This window comes from Ruegeria sp. (assembly GCF_028066395.1).
GTDB lineage: Bacteria > Pseudomonadota > Alphaproteobacteria > Rhodobacterales > Rhodobacteraceae > Ruegeria.
In genome coordinates, this window is sequence record NZ_JALCBM010000014.1 from 34,837 (window position 1) to 57,422 (window position 22,586).

Consider the following 22,586-nt stretch of genomic DNA (forward strand, 5'->3'; position numbering starts at 1 on the left):
AGATTTCGCCATGCGCGCTTTGAAGATTGCCGCCACGGGTATGACTGCCCAGCAGATGCGGGTCGAGACGATCTCGAACAACCTCGCCAACATGAGCACCACGGGCTACAACGCCCGCCGGGCCGAGTTTGCCGATCTGCACTATCAGCAGATGGCCCGCGCCGGCACGGTGAACACGGCGGACGGGACGGTTCTGCCGACCGGTGTCCAACTGGGCCTGGGCGTCCGTCCGGCGGCGGTGACGGTGCAACTGGCGCAAGGGGCCTTGGCCGCGACGGGCAGCGATCTAGATGTTGCCATCGAAGGGCGCGGTTATCTTGAGGTAACCCTGCCCAATGGCCAGTCCGGATTTACCCGCGACGGCAGTCTGAAGCGTTCGGCCGAGGGGTTGATTGTTACCTCGGACGGCTTTGCCGTCGCGCCCGAAGTCACCATCCCCGACGATGCCCGGTCGATTTCGATCAACGCGGCGGGTGAGGTCTATGCCTATTTCGATGACGCCCCCGAAGGCCAGCTGTTGGGGCAGTTCACCCTGTCCAGCTTCTCGAACGCCAAGGGGCTGGAGGCGATTGGCAGCAACCTGTTCAAGGAAACCGAAGCCTCGGGCCCCCCTGTGATCGGCACCCCGGGCGAGGACGGGCTGGGCACCCTTCGGCAGGGTTATCTTGAGGACAGCTCGGTCGACGCCGTGCGTGAGGTTACCGAGTTGATCGAGGCGCAGCGGGGCTATGAAATGAACGCCAAGGTCATCTCTGCCGTCGATCAGATGATGGGCGCAACGACGCAGGTGCGCTGATGCGGGGTCTGGTTTTTCTTCTGGCTCTGGCTCCGTTGGGCGCGTTGGCCGATATCGTGGTGCCCACCCGCACCATCCGCGCCAAAGAGGTGATCGTGGCCGCCGATCTGGAAACCAAGACGGTGAATATCGCGGGGGCGGTCACCGACCCTGCTGATCTGATCGGGCAAGAGGCGCGCGTGGCGCTTTACCCCGGTCGTCCCATCCGCCCGGGCGATTTCGGCCCGCCCGCCATCGTCAACCGCAACGATCTGGTGACGCTGATCTTTCACCAGGCGTCTCTGTCGATCTCGACCGAAGGGCGCGCCCTCGGGCGGGGCGCTGCGGGAGAACGTATTCGCGTGATGAACCTGTCGTCGCGCACCACAGTCACGGGTCTTATCCGGCCCGACGGTCAAATCGAGGTTCAGTGATGCCTAAACTCTCCGGTTCTTTGATAATCTGTGCGCTTGCCGTATCCGCCTGCGCGCGGTTGGATCATCTGGGCAAGCCCCCCAGCCTGACGCCAAACACGGAATCCCCAGAACATGTTGCCATGCTCTGGCCCGGGCTGCCGCTGCACACGCAGCCGCAACGGACGGTCGATCAGTCCTCATTATGGAGCGGGGGGCAACACTCGCTGCTGGGTGACCAGCGGGCGATCAAAAAGGGCGATATCCTGACCGTGGTGATCGAACTGGACGAAAAGGCCGAGATTTCCAATGACACCGACCGCTCGCGCACCGGGTCCGAAAGTCTGGCCGTGCCCAGCCTGTTCGGCCTGCCGCAACGGGCGGCAGAGCAACTGCCTGGAGGGGCAACCCTGGATGATGCGGTTTCAATCGATTCCGCGTCATCAAGCCGGGGCAAAGGTTCGGTCAAACGCAAAGAGAAACTGACCCTTCGCGTCGCCGCGACGGTTATCGATGTGTTGCCGAACGGTGTCCTGTCGATTTCCGGCACGCAGGAATTGCGGGTGAATTTCGAACTGCGCGAGTTGCTGGTCTCGGGCTATGTGCGCCCCCAGGATATCTCACGCCAGAATGAAATCACCTATGACAAGATCGCATCAGCACGCGTGTCTTATGGCGGTCGTGGGCAGATTACGGATGTGCAGCAGCCGCGGGTCGGCCAGCAGGTCCTTGATGCATTGCTGCCGTTCTGAGGTGTCGCCGTGATCAAGAAGCTTCTACCGATTATCTTTCTGATCGTGGGTTTCGCTGCGGGTGCCGGCGGCGGAATCATGTTGATGTCGCCGGACAAGGACATGCCCAAGGATGAGGCGGCCAAGGAAAAGCCGAAGAAAGAGAAATCCGCCAAATCCAAGAAAAAAAGCAAGGATGACAAGGCCAGCGCCTATGAATATCTCAAGCTGACCAAGCAATTCGTAGTGCCGGTGGTCGCGGATGATGAAATCTCTGCGCTGGTCACCATGTCGCTCAGCATTGAGACAAAACCGGGTATCGAGGAAGCTTTCTACGCAATCGAGCCGAAACTGCGCGATGGCTTCCTGCAGGTGTTGTTCGACCACGCCAATACCGGCGGTTTTGACGGCGCCTTCACGCAATCGAGCAATCTGAAAACCCTGCGCAAGTCGCTGCTGGAAGTGGCACGCAAGGATCTGGGTGAGGATGTCTCACGCGTTCTGATCATGAGTGTTGCCCGACAGGACACCTGACCCGAACCGCCCCGGCGATCACGCCGGGACGGATTATCCGGTGATTTGGCGCATCCACGCCTTTTGCTGTTTCTGCCGCTTCTGTTCCCGCGCCTGCCGGGACAGGTTCTCGACAGCCTGCTTGCGGCCAAACGCCTTGCGCAGGCCCTCCATCGCGGCCAGCTTCTGCGCCCGTACTTGCGCCAGTTCCATGTTCAACTGCCGCCGCGTTGCTGACTCCCAACCGTGCCACAACATATCGCCGCCGGTCACGTGATAGCCCTCGGTCTGGATGCTGTCTGCCTTTACCTGCGCCAGTTGTGCATCCAGCCGCACAAGCTGCGCCTGTAGCTGGGCCTCTTTCTGCAGCAGGGGGCGAAGCTCTTGATATTCTTTCTGAAAGTCGGCCTCTGTCGCCTCCGCCAGGTCTGATATCCGCGCGCGCGCCATCAGATCTGCCCCTTGGCCCGTTTGCGCATCGCCTCGGCAAAGCGGATGGCGGCGGCGACGGGGCGGTAATGTTCTTCGGCGATCTCTTGCCCGATCTCTACGGTTGCGTGCAGCGCGCGCGCGGTGGGCGGGTCGGAATGGATGGGCACGCCAGCCTCACCTGCCTTGGAGCGGATGGCGGCGGCGACCTCGTCCACACCCTTGGCCACACAGACCGGCGCCGTGCCGGTCGCGCGTGACCATTTCAGGGCAACGGCATAATGGGTTGGGTTGACGATGACCACATCGGCCTCGGGCACGTCGGCCATCATCTGATTGGTCGCGATTTCCTGCGCGCGCTGGCGGCGTTGCTGTTTGACATGCGGGTCGCCCTCGGCATCCTTGGTCTCATCCTGGATTTCCTTGCGCGACATGCGGTTCTTGCGCAGATGCTCGGTATGTTGCCAGATATAGTCGATCACGCCGATCGCCAGAGCGATGGCGATCACGATAAATAGAAAGCGAAACAGCAGGTTCATCATCAACAGGATGGAGGAACGCGCGGGGGCTGCGCTGGCTGACAGGATCTCGGCCAGGTTGGCGTGCAGGAACAGCGTCAGGCAGGTGCCGTAGATCAGCAGCTTCACAAAGCTTTTGGAGAACTCGAACAGGCCGCCTCGGCCGAACTTGTTTTTGGCATTGGACAGGAGAGAGATGCGCGACGCCTTTGGTTTCAGCTTGCTGGGGGCAAAGATCAGCGCACGCTGGGCGATCAGGTTCAGCAGCACAGCGGCGGCGGGGACGGCAAACAGCAGCGAGACCGGGAGCAGGGTTGATTTCAGCAAACCGCCGACGGGGCCAAAAGCGGGGCCAGTGGTCAGTAGCTGGGCCATTTCTTCAGGCTGATCCAGCAGGATGACAAAGGCCGAGCCCAGACGTTCGACCGAAAACTGCCCGGCGGCTAGAAGCGCGATCAGCAGTCCGGCATAGGCGGCAACCACGGACAGATCGTTGGACTTGGCGACCTCACCCTTTTCGCGGGCTTTTTGCAGTTTCTGCGGGGTGGCCTCAAAGGACTTGTCGGCGTCATCGTCCTGTCCGCTCATCTCGTGCCCCCAAGCGGGTTCTGGAGGTGGGCAAACAGCGCGTCTACCCAGACCGAGAGGATAAGAGGCGTGCCCGCGAATAGAAGAAACAGACCGGCAAAGGTAATCGCCGGGGCACCGACAAAGGCGACCATAAGCTGCGGCATGGCCCGGTTGATGACGCCCAGCGCCAGATTGTAGATCAGCGAGGCGATGACGAAGGGCGTAGCCAGCGCAAAGGCCAGTCCGAAGCTGCGGGCGATCTGCTGGACGCCCCAATGCGACAGGTCCGGTGCGGCGGGCACGGTGCCCATGGGAAACATCATATAGCTGTGGATCAGAAATTGCGCCACGCGGATATGCAGCCCCATCAGCACCGCCAGCGCCAGCCCGGCCAGCATCAGCAGGTAACCCATCGCCGGGGCCGGATCGACGCTGACACCACCCAGAATTTGCGACAGCGATGTGGCCTGCGCGGCGATCGATCCCGCGGTTTGCAGCGCCAGCACAAACAGCCGCAGACCCATGCCCAGCGCCAGCCCGACCACAACTTCGGAGCCCACCAACCCGGCCAGGGCAACCGGGTTCGCGACAAGGACCGGCGCGGGCGCTGCCGGGGTTACGATCAGGGTGAAGGCCGCAGAGATGGCCAGTTTCACCCGCGTCGGGATGATTTGTTCACCAAAGGCAGGCAAAAGCGACACAAAAGCCGAGACCCGCAGAAACACAGCGAACACATGCCAAATCTCATCGCCCAGCTGCGCCAGCAATTCCGACGGCAGGGCGATCACGCGGGCACCGTGCCGACCAGCGATGGCCGCGCCTCAAGCCCGATTTCTTCGAACGAGAGGACCGGATTGGCGACCCCGCGCGCATGCATGATGGTGCGCAGCAACCGCCGTCGCCGGGTCGAGGTCACCACCGCCGGAAACAACCCGTGATCGGCGGATTGCGCGACGCTGTTGACGACGCCGTCGGCGAGCTTGTTGAACAGGTTCGGCGGCAGCGCCACATCAAGCCCGGCATTGGGCGCGTCGATCTGATAGGTGGCAAAGGTATCCTCCCATTCCGGGGCCAGCTGGATCAGGGGGATCGAGCCATCCTCGCGCTTCATCTCTGCCACCAGTTGGAAACCCAGCCGCTGCCGCACCAGCTCGCAAATGCCCTCGGGCTGGGTGGTGGTCAGGCGCGCCTCGGCCACGCTTTCCAGGATCAGGGCCATGTTGCGGATCGAGACCCTCTCATCCAGCAACAGCCGCAACACCGCGTGCAGCGTGTCGATGGGCACTTTGTCGGGGATCAGTTCGTCCAGCAGCTTGCGGTTGGCCTCGGCCCGGGTTGCATCGCTGAGGCGGGTCATCTCGGACAGCAGGCGACGCAGGGATTTCAGCGTCAGCAGGCGCGAGAAATTCTGTTTTATGATCTCCAGCAGATGGGTGGCCAGAATCTCGGGCGGGGTGACGATGGTGGCACCGTTCAGGGCGGCGGCCTCCTGATCTTTGGGCAGAATCCAGCGAGCGGGGGCGCCGTAGACCGGCTCGGTCACGTCGGTCCCGTCCGGCAGCAGGTCCTGACCGTCCTGCACCAGCGCCAGAACCAGATCCGAGTTCAGAACGCCACGCGCCTGTTCAACCCCTTGCACCTTGATCACGTAGGTGCCGGTGGGCAGTTCGGCGCGGTCGGTCAGGCGAATCTCGGGCAGGATCAGGCCAAAACTGGACGCGACATAGGTGCGCATATTGGCGATCCGCGCGTCCAGCCCAGTGCCCTGATCCAGCACCATGCTGACCAGATCGGGGGCGAATTCCAGATGCACGTCGTCCAGATCAAGAATATCCCCGATCGCTTGTGAGACTGGCGCTTCCGCCTCGGCCTCTGGCTGCTGGTCGGCCAGGTCCTGCGCTTTTTGGGTGCGGTGTACGTTGTAGGCGGCATAGCCCAAGACACCTGCCCCGAGGATGAAGGGCAAAAACGGCAGACCGGGGACCAGTGCGAACAGCACCATCAGCACGGCGACGGTGCCCAGTGCTGCGGGATGCCGCCCGAGTTGGGAGAATATGGCGCTGTCGGTGGCCCCTTGCGTGCCCCCGCGCGCCAGCAACAGCGCCGAGGCAATCGAGATGATTACCGCTGGAATTTGCGACACCAGCCCGTCGCCGACGGTCAGAATCGCATAAGTTTCAAAGGCCGATGTGACCGGCATGCCATGCACGATCACGCCCATGATCAGACCCATCACAAGGTTCAGCAGGGTGATCAGCAGCCCGGCAATCGCATCGCCTTTGACGAATTTCGACGCCCCGTCGAGTGAACCGAAGAACGTCGTCTCCTGCTGTTCGCGCTCGCGCCGTTCCTTGGCTTGCTGGTGGTCGATGGCCCCGGCGGACATGTCGCTGTCGATGGCCAGTTGTTTGCCCGGCATCCCGTCCAGCGCGAACCGCGCGCCGACCTCGGCCATGCGGGCGGCGCCTTTGGTGATGACCATGAAGTTCACGATCAGCAGCACGCCGAACACCACGAGACCCAGAAAGATACTGCCGCCCATGACGAATTGCGCGAACCCTTCGATCACGTCCCCTGCGGCATTGGTGCCGGTGTGGCCCTGCCCGATGATCAGCTTGGTCGAGGACACGTTCAGCGACAGCCGCAGCATCAGCGAGGCCAGCAGGATCGTCGGGAAGGCCGAGAAATCCAGTGGCCGCTCGATGAACAAAGTCAGCGTGAAGATCAGGATGGCCAGCGCGAAGGATGCTGCCAACCCCACGTCCAGCACCCAGGCGGGCATGGGCAGGATCATCATCACGATGACCGTCATCAGCGCGATGGCCAGCAGGACGGTGGGTGAAAACAGGGTGCGGATGTCGATCCGGGGCAAGGGCCAGCTCCTAATTGAAGGCGATGAAGGCGGTGGCGCCGTCGGTTGCGGGCATCAGCGAGCCAAGCGCGCCTTGTTGCGATTCGGCTTGCCACAAGGGGACCAGAGGGGTTGCCGCAGCGGTGAACGGATCGCGCGAGGCTTGCGCCGTTTGTGGCAGGGGCGCGTCGCCAAGCTGTGCCAGAACTGTCTGAAAGCGCCCGGAATAGGCCTTGGCCAGATTGGGCGTGCGCGAATGATAGGCCCCGGCGGCTGCGGGCCATGATCCCAGCTCGGCGTAAAGCTGTTTCAGGAACCGTGCGGCGTAGCCTGCGTTTTCATCCGGGTCGAACATGGCGTCGATCGAACGGAATGCCTTTCCATGCCAGCGGTAATTGATCTGGAAACAGCCCACGTCAAAGCTGCGCGTGCCAGCGTGGAAGATGTTGAAGATATGGGCTTTGGCCTCAGCCTCGGACGCGAACCAATAGCCTTGGCCCTCGACATTGACGGCCCAGGGCCAGGGGGCCAGCCGCCCATCGCGCACCCGGCCCGTTTCGACCCTCGTGATGGCCCGCAGCACCTTAAGCGGCACGCCTTCGGTTTCAGCGGCGCGGCGGGCGGCCTGATCGCAGATGTCCGCAGTTATGGCAGCCGCGGGCAGCGGCAGCACAAGCAGCACGAGTAATAGTCTCAGGTTGGGCATTCTGCCGGTCCGGGATTCTGATCCATCCGGGGCAAGCTAGCCAATCATCGGTTTACAGAGGGTTATCGCCGTCTCAGTTTCGGTCGATCCGGCGGCCAAAAACCACGCTGGTGTTGGTGCGCGACACGCCGGGGATGCGGGCGAGTTCATCTACCAGAATATCCAGATCCTCGATCCGGGGGGCCTCGGCCGACAGCAGCAGGTCGAAATCGCCATTGATCGAGAGGCAGAGTTTCACCTCGGGGAACGCATCAAGCCGTTTGATGATGCGGGCGGTTTCCTTTTGCTGCACTTCCAGCAGGACGATGACCTGAACCCGGGGCGTGTCATCGGTTTCGCCAAGCACGACGGAATAGCCGACAATCACCCCGCGTTCCTCCATCCGGCTGATGCGTTCATGCACGGTGGTCCGCGCAACCCCCAGCGTCGCGGCGATATGGGTGGTCGAAGCGCGGGCGTTATGTTGCAGGGCGGCGATGATGCGGCGGTCAAGCGGGTCCATTTTGGCTCCGGTTTTGCGGGAAATGCGGGTGCAGGTCGTCGATGATGATCGGGTGGGCGTGCGGGGCGTCCCCGGCTAGATGAGGGTGATCCTGTGGCAAATCGGGGTGGTCATGCGCGACGGACCCCTGATCCCGACGTGGCCAGATCAGCAGGGCCGCAACCAGCCCCAGCACCGAAAAGGCAGCCATCCAGCCCAGTGCCACCGCGCTGCCGAACATGGTCATCAACCCGCCCGCCAGCGGATACAGCACCAACCAGCAGCCGTGGGACAGGGTGAACTGGGCGGCAAACACTGCCGGGCGGTCCTCGGGGTGGGCCGAGCGGGTCAGTAGGCGGCCCGAGGGCGTCAGCGTCGCCGAATAGCCGAACCCGGTGCAGGTCCAGAAGACGGTCAGCAGAGCCAGCGAAAGCGGCATCATCGCGGCCAGAACCGCAGCAGCGGCCATGGCGAGGGTGCCGAGGGTGGCACCGAAGATCATGACCTTGCGATCCTCGAACCGGTCCAGCAGCCGGGGCAGCGCAAAGGCGGCCAGCATCGAACCGCCCCCGAACCCGGCCAAAGCGATGGCAACAGCGCTGTCGGACAGGCCCAGATCGCTGCGGATGATGACGACGGTGTTGACGATCACCATGGAACTCAGCGCTGCCGCACTCCAGCTAAGCGCCAGCAGCCCGCGCAGCCGGGGGGTTTTCAGGTAGATGCGAATGCCGCGGGTGGTCCGGTCGTAAATCCCGCGCCGCTTGCCCGGTTTGGGCGAGGGCAGCGCGACCGAGACCACCAGCATTGCCGAGGCAACAAACCCCAGGCTGGTGCCCCAGAACAGGCTGTCGAAACTGACGATCAGCAACAGGGCCGCCGCCAGCATCGGACTGAGCAGGCTTTCCATATCCATCGCCAGCCGGGACAGGGACAGGGCCTTAGTATAGTCCCTCTCATCCGTCAGTACATCGGGGATGGTGGCCTGAAAGGCGGGGGTGAACCCGGCCGAGGCGGATTGCAGCAGAAAGATCAGCACATAGACCTGCCAGACCTCGGTCACGAAGGGCAGGCAGAGCGCCACCGCCGCACGCACCAGATCCAGCGCCACAAGCATGCGGCGGCGGTCCAGACGCTCGGCAAACGCAGCGGCAAGCGGGGCGATGGTGACATAGGCCACCATCTTGATGGTCAGCGCCGTGCCCAGCACCAGCCCGGCCCCGTCCCCGGCCAGATCATAGGCCAGCAGCGCCAGCGCCAGTGTGGCCAGCCCGGTGCCGGTCAGTGCCACGATCTGCGCGGCAAACAGGTGGCGATAGGTGCGGTTGCGCAAGACGCTGAGCATCAGGAGGGGTTCCTTGTCACAGTTGCGCCAATTGTTCGCGCGCGGGGCCGTTCGTCAAGATGCCGCCCCTGCGGCGGTTTTCCACGGACAGCGTTGAGTTTGGTGGCCAAACCTCCTATCTCGGGGGCGACAGTGCACAAAGGACAATTCCGTGGCGAACCACCTGTACAAGAACGACCTGCCGGATGGGCTGGATCTGGGCCCTGTTGTGGCCATTGACTGTGAAACCATGGGGCTGAATCCGCATCGGGATCGCCTGTGTGTTATCCAGATGTCGGGTGGCGACGGGCACAGCCATATCGTGCAGGTGGAGAAAGGCCAGACAGCGGCCCCCAACCTGTGCGCGATGCTGGAAAACCCGGAGGTGCTGAAACTGTTCCACTTTGGCCGGTTCGATATCGCCGCGATGTATCACACCTTTGGCGCGCTGGCCGCGCCGGTCTATTGCACCAAGATCGCCAGCCGCCTGATCCGCACCTATACCGACCGGCATGGGCTGAAGAACCTGTGTCAGGAGCTGCTGGGCGTCGATATCTCGAAACAGCAGCAGATGAGTGATTGGGGCGCAGAAACCCTGACCGAGGCGCAGCTGGACTATGCCGCCTCGGACGTTTTGTATCTGCATCAGCTGCGCGACGGTCTGAACGCGCGGCTGGCCCGCGAAGGCCGCGCCGAGATGGCGCAGGCCTGTTTTGACTTTCTGCCGATGCGCGCGAAGCTTGACCTCGCCGGTTGGCCCGAAACGGATATTTTTGCGCACTCATGACCGATACCGAAGCATTCCTGAGAACCGCAAGACAGGTGGTCACCGACGAGGCCCGCGCGCTGGACGTACTGGCCGACAGCCTGGACGAGAACTTTGCCGAAGCCGTGCAGATGATCCTGCAAGCCACGGGCCGGATCATCATCAGCGGCATCGGCAAATCGGGCCATATCGGCCACAAGATCGCCGCAACGCTGGCCAGCACCGGCACGCCCGCCTATTTCGTGCACCCGGCCGAGGCCAGCCATGGTGATCTGGGTATGGTGTCCAAGGGCGATGTGGTTCTGGCGATCTCGAACTCGGGCGAGGCGCCGGAACTTGCCAACCTGCTGGCCTTCACCCGCCGCTTTGGCATTCCGCTGATTGGCCTGTCCAGCAAACCGGAAAGCACTCTGATGAAGCAGGCCGATGTACATCTGCTGATCCCGTCGATGGGTGAGGCATGCGGGTTTGGCATGGTGCCCTCAACCTCGACCACGCTGACGCTGGCGATGGGGGATGCGCTGGCGATTGCGCTGATGAAATACCGCGATTTCCAGCCCGAGGATTTTCGCGCCTTCCACCCCGGCGGCAAACTGGGTGCGCGGCTGTCCACCGTGGGTGACCTGATGCATACGGGTGCGGCGCTGCCTCTGGTTGCGGCGGACACGGCGATGAGCGACGCGCTGATCGAGATCAGCCAGAAAGGCTTTGGCGTAGCAGGTGTCACCGACGCACAAGGACACCTGATCGGTATCATCACCGATGGCGACCTGCGGCGGCACATGGACGGGCTGCTGGGCAAGAGCACGCAAGAGGTCATGACCGAAAGCCCCACCACCATCCAATCCGGCGCATTGGCGGAAGAGGCGGTGTCGATCATGAACGACCGCAAAATCACCTCACTTTTCGTGGTGGATGAGGCCGCACCGGGTCAGGCAAAGGGCCTGTTGCACATCCACGACTGCCTGCGCGTCGGGCTGGGTTAAGGGAGGGATCGCTGTGGATCGCCATTCCAGATGGGTACAGTTCCTGAAGGTACTGTTGCCGTTGGCGGCGATCACATTGCTGTCCACCATGTTCCTGCTGTCGCGCAGCGTCGAGACCAATGTCTCGGTCCCGTTCTCGCGCGAGGCGATTGATGAAAGACTGGCCGATCAGGCGGTGACACGCCCCAGATACAACGGGGTGACCAGCAAGGGTGAAGAGATTCAGGTCGAAGCCCGGCGCGCGACTCAGGGCGACGAGGGGGATGCCCCGACCGGGTCCGAGATTTCCGGGCGCCTTGGTCTGTCGGGTGGCGGGGTCATCACGCTGGAATCCAACGCAGGCTCGATCCGCCCCGACAAGGGCACCGTCACCTTTGTGGGCGATGTCGTCATCACCTCGGCCGATGGCATGCGGGTGACGACCGATTTGCTCAACACCTCGCTGGACGAAATCCGCGGCGACACGCCCGGTCAGGTCGATGGAACCAGCCCGATTGGCGCATTTACTGCCGGTCGGATGCGTTTTGGCACTGTAAAAAACGACGGCCCGGTCCATATTCTTTTTACAGACGGCGTGAAGCTGATATACGAGCCAATGAAAGCTGAAAGATAACCCGTGTTTGACTTACGTATAGCCTCTGTTTGTATCGCCCTGACCCTCGGCGCATTCCCGGCATCCGCGCAAGAGGCGCAAGTTGCCTTTGGGTCTGTCAAAGCCGACCCGACCCTGCCGGTCGAGGTCACCTCTGAGACCCTGAATGTCAATCAGGAGGACGGATCGGCCGAGTTTGTGGGCAATGTCATCGTCGTGCAGGGCGAAATGCGTCTGAGTGCGGAGCGGGTTCTGGTGGTCTACAACGCCGACCGCTCGGCCATTCAGCGGCTTGAGGCGACCGAGGATGTGGTTCTGGTCAGCCCCCCCGACGCAGCCGAAGGCGACCGGGCGGAATATACCATCGACACCGGCGTGATCCGCATGAATGGCAATGTGCTGCTGACCCAGGGGCCCAGCATCATCAGCGGCGATCAGATGATCGCCAATCTGACCACCGGCACCGCGACCATGTCGGGCCGTGTCAAGACCATCCTGCAGCAGGGTGGCAATTGATGAATCAACCCACCCTGTCCGTGGCCGAGGGGTCCTCGGGGCTGAAGATCGAGAAGCTGCGCAAATCCTACCGCAAGAAAACCGTGATCCGCGATGTCTCGATGACATTGGACCGGTCCGAGGTGGTGGCGCTGCTGGGGCCGAACGGGTCGGGCAAGACGACGACCTTCTATTCGGTCGCCGGGCTGGTCTTCCCCGAGGCCGGAACCGTCACGATTGACGGGCAGAATGTCACCACCCTGCCGATGTACCGCCGCGCGCGGCTTGGCATCGGCTATCTGCCGCAGGAAATGTCGATCTTTCGCGGCATGAGCGTCGAGGACAACATCGCCTCCGTTTTGGACATAACAGTCAAGCACGCGCACAAGCGCAAGGAACGGCTGGAAGAGTTGCTGTCGGATTTCTCGATCGAACACCTGCGCCGCGCGCCTGCGCTGGCCCTGTCGGGTGGCGAACGCCGCCGGGTCGAGATTGCGCGCTGTCTGGCCGCCGATCCGAAATATCTGCTGCTGGATGAACCCTTTGCCGGTGTTGACCCGATCAGCGTCGGCGATATCCGCCATCTGGTGGCCGATCTGAAGAAACGGGGAATCGGTGTGCTGATCACCGACCATAACGTCCGGGAAACGCTGGAAATTGTGGATCGCGCCTATATTCTGCATGACGGACAGGTTCTGATGTCCGGCACCCCGGACGAAGTGGTCGAAAACGAAAATGTGCGCCGCGTCTATTTGGGCGAAAACTTCCGTATTTCATGAGCTTGCGCGGAATTGCGCCGGATGCATGGCGGAAATCGCATTTCCACACATCTGTTTTGATTGACTCTTCCGCCGCGTCTTGGCTCAATTGGCACATGGCATTTCTTCGGTTCCAGTCTGGATCTCGATGTCCCTTCTTCGAAGGGCCGGTTCAAAGACAACCGTGGAACATGTCGTTACCCCCCACCCGATAAAAACAAGTCCGTCGCGTTCTGCGGCGTCAGAATGGGTGTGAATTGTGAAGGAGATCACATGCGTTACCAAATCAGCGGAAAACAGATCGACATCGGCGCGGCCCTGCAGACCCACGTGCAGACCGAGCTGGGCGAGGTCGTGGGCAAATACGCCCAGCGCCCGACGGACGCCAACGTCGTCTTTTCCCGTTCGGCGCATGAATATGTATGCGAAACCACTGTACATTTGTCCACGGGCCTGACCGCTCAGGCCAAGGCCCACGCAACCGAAATCTATGCGGCATTCGAAGGCTGCTGCGACAAGATGGAAACACAGCTGCGCCGTTATAAGCGCAGGCTGAAGGATCACCACAAGGATCGGTCCGAGCCGGTTGAACTCTTTGGCGCGTCCTCTTATATCCTCGCCTCTGACGAATCGGATTCGGCTGATGAGCCCGAATCGCTGCAGCCTATGATTGTGGCTGAGATGGAAACGAAGATCCCATCGCTCAGCGTCGGTGAGGCCGTAATGCAGATGGAACTGGCTGGCGCCCCGGTGCTGGTGTTCCGGAATGAAAACAAGGACGGGTTGAATGTCGTATATCGTCGGGAAGACGGCAATATCGGCTGGATCGATCCGTAACAGGCAAGGATGAACGGCACAGGCCCCTGCGTTTTGCAGGGGCTCAGCCCAGGAGCGTGAACATGGAGCTTTCGAGCATACTCAAGCCCGAAGCAGTGCGTGTATTGTCAGCGGCGTCCAGCAAGAAACGGTTGTTTCAGGAAATCGGTGACATTGGCGCGGCGACGCTTGGGCTGGATGCACAGGCCATCGTCGACAGCCTGCTGGAGCGCGAAAGCCTCGGCCCGACCGGCGTCGGCCATGGCGTCGCCCTGCCGCACGCGCGCCTGCCCGAGTTGGACGCGGTGGCGGGTGTCTTTGTGTTGCTGGAAAAACCGCTGGATTTCGGCTCGGTCGACCGGCAGCCCGTCGATCTGGCGTTCTCGCTGTTTGCGCCGGAAGAGGCCGGTGTCGATCACCTGAAAGCATTGGCGCTGGTGTCCCGCACTCTGCGCGAACCGACCGTCTGCGCCAAGCTGCGCGCCAATCCTGATCCGGTCAAGCTTTATGCTATTCTGACCGAAGCCCAGTCCATGCAGGCGGCTTGAGCGTTCTGCGCGCGAAAAGCCTCCGGATTTGGGGCCTCTTCACAGCAAGTATCAAAAATCAACCAAAGTTGCCTGCTTCGAGTTAAATGCATTCGCGGCTATATTGGCTTTGAGTCCACACCTATTGACGAAACGGGACCGTCTTGAGCGTCGATAGCTCGCCATTAGAAAATCGCATTATCTCTAAAGCACGCAGTTTTCCGCAAATCGGAAGCTCACCAGCATCCGAAACATCTAGTCGCTCAATTTCCGCGCGCTCGTCATAAGTCGCTATTGTCATATGCGGTCTGAACGGATGTGTTGAGTTTAGTTCCGTACGATGTTCCCCGTTGTAGAGTTGATCGTGCAAAGCAGTCACTGTGCAACTTCCATCGCCGCAAAGAAGGAAGATTTTGTATTTTTGTTCAAAGGGATCAAACTCGATTGCGTGGTCGTCGAACGCGATAGGGAACTCGTGAGTTTGGTTCGAAACCGCCTCGACCAACTCAGTGATGGTCTGTAAGTGTTCGTCCTTCACTCCAAACACCAAGGTAATGTGTGGTGGAACAAGTTTAGCTCTTTGAGGCTCATGTTTTGCCCGAAAGCTTCGAATTCGGCCAGCGCAAGATGGTTCGAACTCCGGGTAAGCTAAAACATAAATCATTGTGGGATAGTGGCGCGTAGATTTCAAAATCTCAACGGCAGCAAAATCCGCGCAGCGAACTTTGCCATTTGCAACACTCCTAGTGCAGGGCTGAAAAAGGTCGGAAGCCTTTTGTTTCGAAAATCGGAACGATTACCCGCCCGTTCCCATCTCCAGCGTCCACCAGATCTTGCCGCCACCTTCCTGATGCCAGGCAAACCCCATCTGGGTCGCTTTCGGGTCCAGAATGACCGAACGCGGACCGGGTTCCTGCATCCAGGCGGCCAGGGTTTCGGTTTCGGTCTCATAGGTCTCGGAAATCGCCTCACCCAGGAAGGTGCCGTAGTAGCCTACGCGACTGGCCCGATCCAAGGGAGAGGAGCCGTCCGAGCCAAAGTGCCAGGGCCGGTTCTGCCGCGCCATATCCTTGGAATGCGTGGCAGCAGCAGCGTTCAGCTGTGCGTTCAACTGCACCGGCTGCAGACCCTGCGCCTGACGCAGTGCGTTGACCGAATCGAGCATGCGGAACTGCAATTTCTCGGGGTTGCCGCGAATCTTGTAGACCGTCGGCAGGGGGCGCCCATCGGCGCCAAGGCTCTGAGTGCGCGAATCGGTACAAGCGGCCAGAGTGGCAAAACAAAGCAGGAGAATGGAAAAAATACGCGTCATGATGGGCCTGATATCTGTGTCGCCAACGGGAATAGCCCGCCAGAGCGTCCGGGGCAAACGCACATTGGCGTCACCGCGCATGATTCTGCCGGTTTGATTTGCGACTGAAGCATTCTGGCCATAAAATGACCCGGATTTTACATGTTTCCATCACGAAGGTCCGTTCGACATGGTCAAAAAGCGCATTCTTTCCCACACGCGCCGTGGGTTTCTGGCCGGAGCTGCCGCCGGTTTGGCCTCACCTGCCATCGCACAATACATCCCCGGAGACCCCCTGCGCCCTGCGCCCGAGCCGGAACCGCAGGTGCGTCGCAATATCTCGGGGTTCCGGGCGCTGGACTGGCAGCCCTACTTTTCGAACACCAAAAACGGCGCAATTCTGGTCGATACGGTCTCGCGCGCGCTGCATTACTGGTCGGATGACCAATCGGTGTACAAACTCTACCCCTCATCCGTGCCGCTGACCGAGGAATTGACCCGGCGCGGGCGCACCAGCGTGATCCGCAAGGTCGAAGGGCCCAGCTGGGCGCCGACGCCTTCGATGAAGAAGCGGAACCCGGAATGGCCGGACTATATCCCGCCGGGCCCGGATAACCCGTTGGGAACGCACGCTTTATACCTCAGCTGGAAGTACTACCGCATCCACGGCACCCATGATACGCGCAAAATCGGGCGGCGATCTTCGAACGGCTGTATTGGTCTGTTCAACGAAGATATTGCCGAGCTGTTCGGGATGGCCAAAGTTGGCACGCAAGTGTTGCTAATTTGACGACATTTTCGCGCACGAACCCGCTTGCGGCGCAAGTTACAATTGCATTCCCCGGGCATAGCTGATTAGAAAAACTCACGAGGTAAGTCTTAGATGTGCGGTTCGCGTATTGGAATCGCGCAAATTCTGGAGGTTAATATGAAGAAACTCGTTCTCGCTGCTGCACTGACTGCTGCTGCTTCGACCGCATATGCTGGCAACCTGGAAGAGCCGGTTGTTGAAGCACCTGTTGTTGTCGAAGAAACCCAGGGTTCGTCGCAGGGCATCCTGCTGCCGCTGATCCTGCTGGTTGTTGTTGCCGCAGCTGTTGCAGCAAGCTAAGTCGACGAGACTCAATCAATTTTAAAAAGGCGGTGGAGCTTTCCACCGCCTTTTTTTGTTTTGCTGCGAGTGGCGCTGGTTCAGTCCAGCCAGCCGCGCAGGTTGTCCTGAATCACTTTGCCCAGCGCCGCGATATGCGCGTCCTCGTCATTCAGGCAGGGGATGTAGGTAAAGCTCTCACCACCGGCTTCTTCGAAGCTTTCCTTGATCTCTTCGTTGATCTCTTCCAGCGTTTCGATGCAATCGGCGGAAAAGGCCGGGGCGATCACGGCGATGTTCTTCTTGCCCTGCCGTGCCAGTTCGGCCACGTGATCGACCGTATAGGGCTTCAGCCATTCCTCGGGCCCGAACCGAGACTGGAAGGTGGACACCAGCTGATCATCGGACCAACCCAGCCGTTCCTTCAGCAACCGCGAGGTCTTGACGCATTGGCAGTGATAGGGATCGCCCTGCTGCAAATAGCGTTCCGGCATGCCGTGGTAGGAACACACAAGGATATCCGGTTTGGTTTCCATCCCGGCATAGGCGCGCTCGACCGATTGGGCCAGCGCGTCGATATAGGCCGGTTCGTCGAAATAGGCAGGCACCGTGCGGCTGGCCGGTTGCCAGGTTTCGTCCATCAATGCGCGGAAGAACTGGTCATTGGCGGTGGCGGAGGTCGCCCCGGCATATTGCGGGTAAAGCGGGAAGAACAGGATGCGGTCGCAGCCCTCGGCCACCATCTGCCGCACCTTGGATTTGGTCGAGGGGTTGCCGTAGCGCATGCAGAAATCCACCAGAACCTGATCCCCATACCGCACCTGCATGGCATCGCGCAGCTTTGCAGTCTGATCCTTGGTAATCGTCATCAGCGGGCTTTCACCCTTGTCGTGATTCCAGATCGACTTATACGCCGCGCCCGAGCTGAAGGGGCGTTTGGTCAGGATGATCCCCTGCAGCAACGGCTGCCATTTCCACGCCGGGTAGTCGATCACACGCTTGTCCGACAGGAACTCGTTCAGATACCGCCGCATGGGCCAATAGGAATAATCATCCGGCGTCCCCAGATTGGCCAGCAGAATGCCGACGCGGCCCATCTTGACCTTGGGGTGATCGGCTGGCGCATGCGCAGGGCGGGTGGCGTCGGACATGTGGGCTTCCTGATTTTTACAGTTGTCGCCCCAGATAACGGGATTCGGCGGGGCGTCAATCGGGCAGTTTGCCCTCATCCGTGTTCAGCGCCTCGGCCAGACGCATCTGGGCCGACCCGGGGCGCAGCGGTTTGGGCTGGCTGGCATCGGGGGACCATCCGGTCAGGCAGATCAGCTCAAACGTGGCCGCCAGACGGCCTGAGGGGGTGGTGAAGTGGTCCGCATAGACCTGCTGCGCTTTTGCGAAGATTGAACGCCGTGTGGGCTGTTTCAGGCGCTCGGACAGGGCGTTGGCCTCTCCCATATCCCGCAGATCGTGCATCAGGTGCCAGATGTCCCGGTATTCGGCGGTCAGCGGCACCGCATCGGCCACCGGCAGGGCCAGCCCGGCGCGTTGCAGCAAGCCACCCAGATCGCGTAGCTCGGCCATTGGGGCGATACGGGGACTGAGACCGCCTGAAACCTCAATCTCGGCCTGTCCTAGTGCTGCGCGCAATTCGTGCAGGGTTTCGCCACCCAGACAGACGACCAACAGCAGCCCATCAGGTTTCAGTGCGCGGTGGCATTGGATCAATTGCCCCACCGGATCATTGGCGCAATGTAAGGCCATGGCGTGGATCACCAGATCATGTGCGCCCGGTGTCAGGGCCAATGTGTCCTCATCGCAGACAATCCGTGCCTCCGGCATCCTCTCGGCCCAGACCTGTGGAAAGGGCGTCACGATCGCCGGTGCCGTAAAGGTTTTATTAACCATGGAGAGCCGATCCTGCACCTCGTCCACCGCGGTGCGGTGCAGGAACAGGGCCTCATCCCGCGCCCGCGCGCGGCGGTGCAGGATAGTGGACCGGTCAAACAAAGAGGGTGCATTGGACGCAGGCAGTTTCATAAGCCGCAAGTATCGCATCCGGCGCGGGATTCAAACCATGCTCGAACTGGTTTACCCGCCGCGCTGCATGGGCTGCGGAGAGCTGACCGAATCCGATTTCGGCCTGTGCGGTCCCTGCTGGCGCGACACACCGTTCATCGGGGGCACGGTCTGCGACAGCTGCGGTGCGCCGGTGGTCGGCGAACGGGACGGGTTCCGCATCGACTGTGACGATTGCCTGAAAACGCCCCGCCCATGGCACGAGGGGCGCGCGGCGCTGCTGTATCAGGGGCGGGCGCGAGCGCTGGTTCTGGCATTGAAACACGGCGACCGTCCGGAACTGGCGCGTCCCGCTGCGCGCTGGATGGCGCAGGCCGGACGGGAAATCCTGCGCCCCGGCCTGTTGGTCGCGCCGGTTCCGCTGCATTGGTCGCGCCTGATCAAACGGCGCTACAATCAATCGGCCCTGCTGGCGCAGCATCTGGGGCGCGAGGCCGGGCTGGATTGCATCCCCGATCTGCTGCAACGAAGGGTCCGTACACCGGTTCTGGATGGCAAAACCGCCCAGGAACGCGAGGATATCTTGACCCACGCGATCTCGACCCATCCGAAGCGGGCAGAGCAGATCAGAGGGCGGGATATCCTGCTGGTGGATGACGTCATGACCTCGGGCGCGACTTTGGCGGCCTGTACGCGTGTATGTCAGGCCGCAGGCGCAAATCATATTTTCGTGTTGGCTCTGGCACGCGTTGCCAAGGATGCCTAATTCGCCCAAGATTGCGCGAAACCCGAAGGGACGGAATATGAAGCCGGTTGAAATCTACACCTCGCCGCTATGCGGCTTTTGCCACGCGGCCAAACGCCTGCTGAAACAGAAAGGCGTCAAGTTTACCGAGGTCAACGTGCTGACCCACCCCAAACGCAAGCCCGAGATGATCCAGCGCGCCGGCGGCAAACGCACCGTGCCGCAGATCTTCATCGGCACCACCCATGTGGGCGGCTGCGACGACCTGTATGAACTCGAACGTCAGGGCAAGCTGGACCGTCTGCTGGCCGCGTGATGAAAACCGCGCTGCTGCAGATCACCTCGTCGGACGATCCGGCCGAAAATCTGGACATTGTGCGCGCCATGATGGCCGAGGCGGCGGATCAGGGCGCACAGTTCATCCTGACGCCCGAGGTGACCAATTGCGTGTCCACCAGCACGACACGGCAGCGCGAAGTCCTGCAACACGAAGAAGACGACCTGACGCTGGCGGGCTTGCGTCAGCAGGCTGCGGCGCTGGGCGTCTGGTTGCTGATCGGCTCACTGGCGATCAAGACCCATGACGCCGACGGGCGGTTTGCCAACCGATCCGTCCTGATCGACCCGCAAGGTCAGATCGTTGCGCGGTACGACAAGATTCACATGTTCGACGTGCAGGTCACCGAATCCGAGACCTTCCGCGAATCGAAGAACTACCGCCCCGGCGAAAAGGCCGTCATCGCGGAGACCGATTTCGGCACGATTGGCCTGAGCATCTGCTATGACATCCGCTTCCCGCATCTCTATGCAGCGCTCGCGCAGGCAGGCGCGCGTATCCTGACCGTTCCGGCGGCGTTTTCGCCGGTCACGGGGGCGGCGCATTGGCAATCGCTGCTGCGCGCCCGAGCGATCGAGACCGGCTGCTGGGTGCTGGCCCCGGCCCAGACCGGCGAGCATCCCAAGACCCGTGGCAAGACCCGCTATACCTACGGTCACAGCATGGTTGTCGCCCCGTGGGGAGAGGTGCTGATCGACGCAGGCACCGATCCGGGCATTCACATTTTTGATTTGGATGATAGTTCTGTGACAGAGGCGCGCCGCCGCGTGCCCTCACTGACGCACGTGCGGCCCTTCGACGGGCCCTGATCCAGAACCGGACCATGACTGACGACACCAATGCCCTTGCGGTCACGCTGTTCAGCGAGATCCTGACCGCAGATCAGCTATTGCGCAACCGGTTGAGCCGGGTGCTGCCTAAGGGCATGGAAATCTCGCATTTTTCGGTGCTGAATCATCTGGCCTTCGTCGCGGATGAGCGCAGCCCGGCGCAACTGGCCAGCACCTTTCACGTGACCCGAGGGGCGATGACCAACACTTTGGCCAAGCTGGAATGGGCCGGATACATCCACATCCGCCCCGACTGGGACGACGCCCGCCGCAAGATGGTGGCGATCAGCCCTGCCGGTCGCCGCGCGCGGGATCAGGCGATTTCGGCGATTGCCCCACTGATCAACCGCGTGGTCGGAGAGCTGGGGCTGGAGCGGGTGCGGAGTACGTTGCCGGTGCTGCGGGATTTGCGGTTGCAGTTGGAGGGGGAGTAGGGGCATCGAACCGTTGCCCTAAGTCAGATCGAAGACTGGCGCGGTCGAACATAGGCAGACGTGGTGCCCAGAAACCTAAGTAGTTTTCAGACGTTTTGCGATCTAGAGGGTCGCTGCACGCCTTATTTTCTTGGATTTGGAAGCATGCCTATTTTCGTAGCGTGAAATACTTTTAGGCACCTGTTTGTATATTCATCTCAATCCTAAGATCATTGAATCAAGGAGCTGCCGTAAATCACGGGGATGCAAAGCTGGAATATCAGCCAACCAAATTCCGGCCGAAGCCGCCGCCGCGAAAAGAAGGCAGGATTCTATTCCTTCTTTGCCCTCATATTGGCCACCATGAACAAGCCATACCAAATAATCTCCTTTTTCTTCTTCATTCGTGGCGAATATTCTTCCTACATTGCATCCTTCGTCAGAGAGTTCGTGTGTAGCAAATAGTTCTGTCGCTTTCTCGGGCAGTTCAAAACCAATTGGATTCACAAACTTGCCTTCCGAAACAATCTCGGGGTCAACAAAGACAAAAAAGAAATCCGCACTTACCAGATCATACTTATTTAAGTTCGAAGACAGGTATCGATCCGCAATTTCCTGAACCGACTCAGAAACTTTTGGATCGCTTACATAGCCATACAGCGGAACGCCTTCATGCTCGTACACGAACCTTCCCAGTGCGTTCTCTGCTTCTTGTGCTGCGACATGCAAGCTATTGAACAGGGTAGCAGCGGATATTGCGGCACCGCAAAATACCGCGCGCCACGGCGCGCAACTTAAAAATTGATTCAAAAAACCTACCTCACTTCGACTTCACACTCGCCGTCACATAGTTCACGCTCAGATCCCGGTCCGAGATCGACCAGCTCCACAACAACGGATTGAATACGAACCCCTTGCGATCCACCGGCTCTAGCCTGGACTGGCGCAGCAGGTCGAACAGTTCATCAGGGGTGATGAACTTGTTCCACTCATGCGTGCCGCGTGGTAGCCAGCGCATGACGACCTCGGCCCCGAAGATGGCCATGGCATAGGATTTCGGGTTGCGGTTGATGGTCGAGCATATCAGCAATCCGCCCGGTTTCAGTAACTGCTGCGACGCGGTCAGGAAGCCCGCCGGATCGGCAACGTGTTCGACCACTTCCATGTTCAGCACCACGTCGAACTGTTCGCCTGCGGCGGCCATCGCCTCGGCCGTGGTGTGGCGATAGTCGATCTGCAGCCCGGATTGCTCGGCGTGGATGCGGGCGACCGGCAGGTTGCCCTCGGCGGCGTCGGCGCCCACGACCTCGGCCCCCAGACGCGCCATCGGTTCGCTCAGCAGCCCGCCGCCGCAGCCGATATCCAGCAGGCGCAACCCTTCAAAGGGATGTGAGGTCTTGAGATCGCGGTCGAACTCACCCGCGATCTGCTGTGTGATATAATCCAGACGGCACGGATTCAGCATGTGCAGAGGTTTGAATTTCCCGTGCGGGTCCCACCATTCGGCGGCCATCGCCTCGAATTTTGCGATCTCTGACGGGTCGACCGTGTTCGGATGCGCTTGCATTCCTGTCTCCGTGTGCTCTTTTACGCTTAAGGACTATATAGGCCCA

The 22,586-nt window shown here is 60.9% G+C and carries 30 protein-coding genes; 17 read left to right on the top strand and 13 right to left on the bottom strand.

Going from position 1 to position 22,586, the window contains the following annotated elements:
- Nucleotides 1-10: 10 nt before the first annotated feature.
- Genes flgG through MPJ51_RS06760 form a run of 4 tightly spaced genes read left to right on the top strand, consistent with a single transcriptional unit; the run spans nt 11 to nt 2,453 of the window.
- Nucleotides 11-796, top strand: coding sequence for a flagellar basal-body rod protein FlgG (flgG, locus tag MPJ51_RS06745; RefSeq protein ID WP_298383652.1), 786 nt, complete (start codon nt 11-13; stop codon nt 794-796).
- The gene (gene flgA / locus MPJ51_RS06750; protein ID WP_298383654.1) at nt 796-1,209 is read left to right on the top strand and encodes a flagellar basal body P-ring formation chaperone FlgA; all 414 of its coding nucleotides are present in this window, start codon (nt 796-798) and stop codon (nt 1,207-1,209) included. The genes flgG and flgA overlap by 1 nt, the downstream gene beginning before the upstream one ends.
- Nucleotides 1,209-1,940 carry a flagellar basal body L-ring protein FlgH gene (gene flgH, locus MPJ51_RS06755; RefSeq protein ID WP_298383656.1) on the top strand — a complete coding sequence of 244 codons (732 nt, stop codon included), beginning with the start codon at nt 1,209-1,211 and terminating at the stop codon, nt 1,938-1,940. Before flgA ends, flgH begins: the two co-directional genes overlap by 1 nt.
- Before the next feature lie 9 nt (nt 1,941-1,949).
- Nucleotides 1,950-2,453, top strand: coding sequence for a flagellar basal body-associated protein FliL (locus MPJ51_RS06760; protein ID WP_298383659.1), 504 nt, complete (start codon nt 1,950-1,952; stop codon nt 2,451-2,453).
- 33 nt (nt 2,454-2,486) lie between these two features.
- Here MPJ51_RS06760 and MPJ51_RS06765 read toward each other — a convergent pair whose 3' ends face one another.
- The 7 genes from MPJ51_RS06765 to MPJ51_RS06795 all read right to left on the bottom strand — a co-directional run bounded on the left by MPJ51_RS06765 (nt 2,487) and on the right by MPJ51_RS06795 (nt 9,332).
- Nucleotides 2,487-2,882, bottom strand: coding sequence for a hypothetical protein (locus MPJ51_RS06765; RefSeq protein ID WP_298383662.1), 396 nt, complete (start codon nt 2,880-2,882; stop codon nt 2,487-2,489).
- Nucleotides 2,882-3,967, bottom strand: coding sequence for a flagellar type III secretion system protein FlhB (locus MPJ51_RS06770; protein WP_298383666.1), 1,086 nt, complete (start codon nt 3,965-3,967; stop codon nt 2,882-2,884). The genes MPJ51_RS06765 and MPJ51_RS06770 overlap by 1 nt, the downstream gene beginning before the upstream one ends.
- The gene (locus MPJ51_RS06775; protein ID WP_298383669.1) at nt 3,964-4,737 is read right to left on the bottom strand and encodes a flagellar biosynthetic protein FliR; all 774 of its coding nucleotides are present in this window, start codon (nt 4,735-4,737) and stop codon (nt 3,964-3,966) included. Before MPJ51_RS06775 ends, MPJ51_RS06770 begins: the two co-directional genes overlap by 4 nt.
- Nucleotides 4,734-6,821, bottom strand: a complete 2,088-nt coding sequence (gene flhA, locus MPJ51_RS06780; RefSeq protein WP_298383671.1) for a flagellar biosynthesis protein FlhA — start codon at nt 6,819-6,821, stop codon at nt 4,734-4,736. Before flhA ends, MPJ51_RS06775 begins: the two co-directional genes overlap by 4 nt.
- A gap of 10 nt (nt 6,822-6,831) precedes the next feature.
- The gene (locus tag MPJ51_RS06785; protein WP_298383674.1) at nt 6,832-7,506 is read right to left on the bottom strand and encodes a lytic transglycosylase domain-containing protein; all 675 of its coding nucleotides are present in this window, start codon (nt 7,504-7,506) and stop codon (nt 6,832-6,834) included.
- 73 nt (nt 7,507-7,579) lie between these two features.
- Nucleotides 7,580-8,008 carry an Lrp/AsnC family transcriptional regulator gene (locus tag MPJ51_RS06790; RefSeq protein WP_298383677.1) on the bottom strand — a complete coding sequence of 143 codons (429 nt, stop codon included), beginning with the start codon at nt 8,006-8,008 and terminating at the stop codon, nt 7,580-7,582.
- Entirely contained in the window at nt 7,995-9,332 is a 1,338-nt protein-coding gene (locus MPJ51_RS06795; RefSeq protein WP_298383680.1) for an MFS transporter, read from the bottom strand. Before MPJ51_RS06795 ends, MPJ51_RS06790 begins: the two co-directional genes overlap by 14 nt.
- 151 nt (nt 9,333-9,483) lie before the next feature.
- Between MPJ51_RS06795 and MPJ51_RS06800 the strand changes: the two genes are divergently transcribed.
- The 7 genes from MPJ51_RS06800 to MPJ51_RS06830 all read left to right on the top strand — a co-directional run bounded on the left by MPJ51_RS06800 (nt 9,484) and on the right by MPJ51_RS06830 (nt 14,272).
- A complete protein-coding gene (locus tag MPJ51_RS06800) occupies nt 9,484-10,098 on the top strand; it encodes a ribonuclease D (protein WP_298383683.1) in 615 nt (204 codons plus the stop codon).
- Nucleotides 10,095-11,063 (top strand): KpsF/GutQ family sugar-phosphate isomerase, encoded by a 969-nt coding sequence (locus MPJ51_RS06805; RefSeq protein ID WP_298383686.1) that lies wholly within the window; start codon nt 10,095-10,097, stop codon nt 11,061-11,063. The genes MPJ51_RS06800 and MPJ51_RS06805 overlap by 4 nt, the downstream gene beginning before the upstream one ends.
- 13 nt (nt 11,064-11,076) lie before the next feature.
- On the top strand, nt 11,077-11,676 hold the full coding sequence (gene lptC / locus MPJ51_RS06810) for an LPS export ABC transporter periplasmic protein LptC (RefSeq protein ID WP_298383689.1): 600 nt from the start codon (nt 11,077-11,079) through the stop codon (nt 11,674-11,676).
- Between the two features lie 3 nt (nt 11,677-11,679).
- Nucleotides 11,680-12,171 (top strand): LptA/OstA family protein, encoded by a 492-nt coding sequence (locus MPJ51_RS06815; protein ID WP_298383692.1) that lies wholly within the window; start codon nt 11,680-11,682, stop codon nt 12,169-12,171.
- Nucleotides 12,171-12,929: an LPS export ABC transporter ATP-binding protein gene (gene lptB, locus MPJ51_RS06820; protein WP_298383695.1), complete on the top strand. Its 759-nt coding sequence runs from the start codon at nt 12,171-12,173 to the stop codon at nt 12,927-12,929. Before MPJ51_RS06815 ends, lptB begins: the two co-directional genes overlap by 1 nt.
- A 252-nt stretch (nt 12,930-13,181) precedes the next feature.
- On the top strand, nt 13,182-13,745 hold the full coding sequence (gene raiA, locus MPJ51_RS06825) for a ribosome-associated translation inhibitor RaiA (protein WP_298383700.1): 564 nt from the start codon (nt 13,182-13,184) through the stop codon (nt 13,743-13,745).
- Nucleotides 13,746-13,807: 62 nt separating this feature from the next.
- Nucleotides 13,808-14,272, top strand: a complete 465-nt coding sequence (locus MPJ51_RS06830) for a PTS sugar transporter subunit IIA (protein WP_298383703.1) — start codon at nt 13,808-13,810, stop codon at nt 14,270-14,272.
- A gap of 121 nt (nt 14,273-14,393) precedes the next feature.
- Here MPJ51_RS06830 and MPJ51_RS06835 read toward each other — a convergent pair whose 3' ends face one another.
- Nucleotides 14,394-14,915 carry a 2'-5' RNA ligase family protein gene (locus MPJ51_RS06835; protein WP_298383706.1) on the bottom strand — a complete coding sequence of 174 codons (522 nt, stop codon included), beginning with the start codon at nt 14,913-14,915 and terminating at the stop codon, nt 14,394-14,396.
- A gap of 132 nt (nt 14,916-15,047) precedes the next feature.
- Nucleotides 15,048-15,563: a CAP domain-containing protein gene (locus tag MPJ51_RS06840; protein ID WP_298383707.1), complete on the bottom strand. Its 516-nt coding sequence runs from the start codon at nt 15,561-15,563 to the stop codon at nt 15,048-15,050.
- A gap of 169 nt (nt 15,564-15,732) precedes the next feature.
- Between MPJ51_RS06840 and MPJ51_RS06845 the strand changes: the two genes are divergently transcribed.
- The gene (locus MPJ51_RS06845; RefSeq protein ID WP_298383710.1) at nt 15,733-16,332 is read left to right on the top strand and encodes a L,D-transpeptidase; all 600 of its coding nucleotides are present in this window, start codon (nt 15,733-15,735) and stop codon (nt 16,330-16,332) included.
- A 138-nt stretch (nt 16,333-16,470) separates the two neighbouring features.
- Nucleotides 16,471-16,653 (top strand): hypothetical protein, encoded by a 183-nt coding sequence (locus tag MPJ51_RS06850; protein ID WP_117870963.1) that lies wholly within the window; start codon nt 16,471-16,473, stop codon nt 16,651-16,653.
- 80 nt (nt 16,654-16,733) lie between these two features.
- Here the strand turns inward: MPJ51_RS06850 and hemH are convergent, their stop codons facing one another.
- Both hemH and MPJ51_RS06860 read right to left on the bottom strand, forming a co-directional pair.
- Nucleotides 16,734-17,783 carry a ferrochelatase gene (hemH, locus tag MPJ51_RS06855; protein WP_298383721.1) on the bottom strand — a complete coding sequence of 350 codons (1,050 nt, stop codon included), beginning with the start codon at nt 17,781-17,783 and terminating at the stop codon, nt 16,734-16,736.
- Between the two features lie 55 nt (nt 17,784-17,838).
- Nucleotides 17,839-18,669, bottom strand: a complete 831-nt coding sequence (locus MPJ51_RS06860; RefSeq protein ID WP_298383761.1) for a methyltransferase domain-containing protein — start codon at nt 18,667-18,669, stop codon at nt 17,839-17,841.
- A gap of 37 nt (nt 18,670-18,706) precedes the next feature.
- Between MPJ51_RS06860 and MPJ51_RS06865 the strand changes: the two genes are divergently transcribed.
- The 4 genes from MPJ51_RS06865 to MPJ51_RS06880 are packed head-to-tail and all read left to right on the top strand — an operon-like array spanning nt 18,707 to nt 20,994.
- Entirely contained in the window at nt 18,707-19,414 is a 708-nt protein-coding gene (locus tag MPJ51_RS06865; RefSeq protein WP_298383723.1) for a ComF family protein, read from the top strand.
- 37 nt (nt 19,415-19,451) lie between these two features.
- Entirely contained in the window at nt 19,452-19,709 is a 258-nt protein-coding gene (gene grxC, locus MPJ51_RS06870; RefSeq protein ID WP_298383726.1) for a glutaredoxin 3, read from the top strand.
- On the top strand, nt 19,709-20,539 hold the full coding sequence (locus tag MPJ51_RS06875) for a carbon-nitrogen hydrolase family protein (RefSeq protein ID WP_298383729.1): 831 nt from the start codon (nt 19,709-19,711) through the stop codon (nt 20,537-20,539). The genes grxC and MPJ51_RS06875 overlap by 1 nt, the downstream gene beginning before the upstream one ends.
- Nucleotides 20,540-20,553: 14 nt before the next feature.
- Complete coding sequence (locus MPJ51_RS06880; RefSeq protein ID WP_298383732.1) at nt 20,554-20,994, top strand: MarR family transcriptional regulator; 441 nt, start codon at nt 20,554-20,556, stop codon at nt 20,992-20,994.
- A 192-nt stretch (nt 20,995-21,186) separates the two neighbouring features.
- On the opposite strand, the gene MPJ51_RS06885 is transcribed toward MPJ51_RS06880, so the two are convergent.
- Together MPJ51_RS06885 and ubiG are read right to left on the bottom strand one after the other, a co-directional pair.
- Nucleotides 21,187-21,783, bottom strand: coding sequence for a hypothetical protein (locus MPJ51_RS06885; protein ID WP_298383734.1), 597 nt, complete (start codon nt 21,781-21,783; stop codon nt 21,187-21,189).
- Between the two features lie 10 nt (nt 21,784-21,793).
- Nucleotides 21,794-22,540, bottom strand: a complete 747-nt coding sequence (ubiG, locus tag MPJ51_RS06890; RefSeq protein ID WP_298383737.1) for a bifunctional 2-polyprenyl-6-hydroxyphenol methylase/3-demethylubiquinol 3-O-methyltransferase UbiG — start codon at nt 22,538-22,540, stop codon at nt 21,794-21,796.
- Nucleotides 22,541-22,586 lie beyond the last annotated feature (46 nt).

Coding starts and splice junctions, on each gene's coding strand:
- MPJ51_RS06880 (WP_298383732.1), top strand. CDS start 20,554: ATGACTGACGACACCAATGCCCTTGCGGTCACGCTGTTCAGCGAGATC.
- MPJ51_RS06835 (WP_298383706.1), bottom strand. CDS start 14,915: ATGATTTATGTTTTAGCTTACCCGGAGTTCGAACCATCTTGCGCTGGC.
- flgG (WP_298383652.1), top strand. CDS start 11: ATGCGCGCTTTGAAGATTGCCGCCACGGGTATGACTGCCCAGCAGATG.
- MPJ51_RS06860 (WP_298383761.1), bottom strand. CDS start 18,669: ATGAAACTGCCTGCGTCCAATGCACCCTCTTTGTTTGACCGGTCCACT.
- flgH (WP_298383656.1), top strand. CDS start 1,209: ATGCCTAAACTCTCCGGTTCTTTGATAATCTGTGCGCTTGCCGTATCC.
- ubiG (WP_298383737.1), bottom strand. CDS start 22,540: ATGCAAGCGCATCCGAACACGGTCGACCCGTCAGAGATCGCAAAATTC.
- MPJ51_RS06795 (WP_298383680.1), bottom strand. CDS start 9,332: ATGCTCAGCGTCTTGCGCAACCGCACCTATCGCCACCTGTTTGCCGCG.
- MPJ51_RS06850 (WP_117870963.1), top strand. CDS start 16,471: ATGAAGAAACTCGTTCTCGCTGCTGCACTGACTGCTGCTGCTTCGACC.
- raiA (WP_298383700.1), top strand. CDS start 13,182: ATGCGTTACCAAATCAGCGGAAAACAGATCGACATCGGCGCGGCCCTG.
- lptB (WP_298383695.1), top strand. CDS start 12,171: ATGAATCAACCCACCCTGTCCGTGGCCGAGGGGTCCTCGGGGCTGAAG.
- MPJ51_RS06770 (WP_298383666.1), bottom strand. CDS start 3,967: ATGAGCGGACAGGACGATGACGCCGACAAGTCCTTTGAGGCCACCCCG.
- MPJ51_RS06875 (WP_298383729.1), top strand. CDS start 19,709: ATGAAAACCGCGCTGCTGCAGATCACCTCGTCGGACGATCCGGCCGAA.
- MPJ51_RS06785 (WP_298383674.1), bottom strand. CDS start 7,506: ATGCCCAACCTGAGACTATTACTCGTGCTGCTTGTGCTGCCGCTGCCC.
- MPJ51_RS06840 (WP_298383707.1), bottom strand. CDS start 15,563: ATGACGCGTATTTTTTCCATTCTCCTGCTTTGTTTTGCCACTCTGGCC.
- MPJ51_RS06765 (WP_298383662.1), bottom strand. CDS start 2,882: ATGGCGCGCGCGCGGATATCAGACCTGGCGGAGGCGACAGAGGCCGAC.
- MPJ51_RS06790 (WP_298383677.1), bottom strand. CDS start 8,008: ATGGACCCGCTTGACCGCCGCATCATCGCCGCCCTGCAACATAACGCC.
- hemH (WP_298383721.1), bottom strand. CDS start 17,783: ATGTCCGACGCCACCCGCCCTGCGCATGCGCCAGCCGATCACCCCAAG.
- MPJ51_RS06845 (WP_298383710.1), top strand. CDS start 15,733: ATGGTCAAAAAGCGCATTCTTTCCCACACGCGCCGTGGGTTTCTGGCC.
- flgA (WP_298383654.1), top strand. CDS start 796: ATGCGGGGTCTGGTTTTTCTTCTGGCTCTGGCTCCGTTGGGCGCGTTG.
- MPJ51_RS06805 (WP_298383686.1), top strand. CDS start 10,095: ATGACCGATACCGAAGCATTCCTGAGAACCGCAAGACAGGTGGTCACC.
- MPJ51_RS06830 (WP_298383703.1), top strand. CDS start 13,808: ATGGAGCTTTCGAGCATACTCAAGCCCGAAGCAGTGCGTGTATTGTCA.
- grxC (WP_298383726.1), top strand. CDS start 19,452: ATGAAGCCGGTTGAAATCTACACCTCGCCGCTATGCGGCTTTTGCCAC.
- MPJ51_RS06865 (WP_298383723.1), top strand. CDS start 18,707: ATGCTCGAACTGGTTTACCCGCCGCGCTGCATGGGCTGCGGAGAGCTG.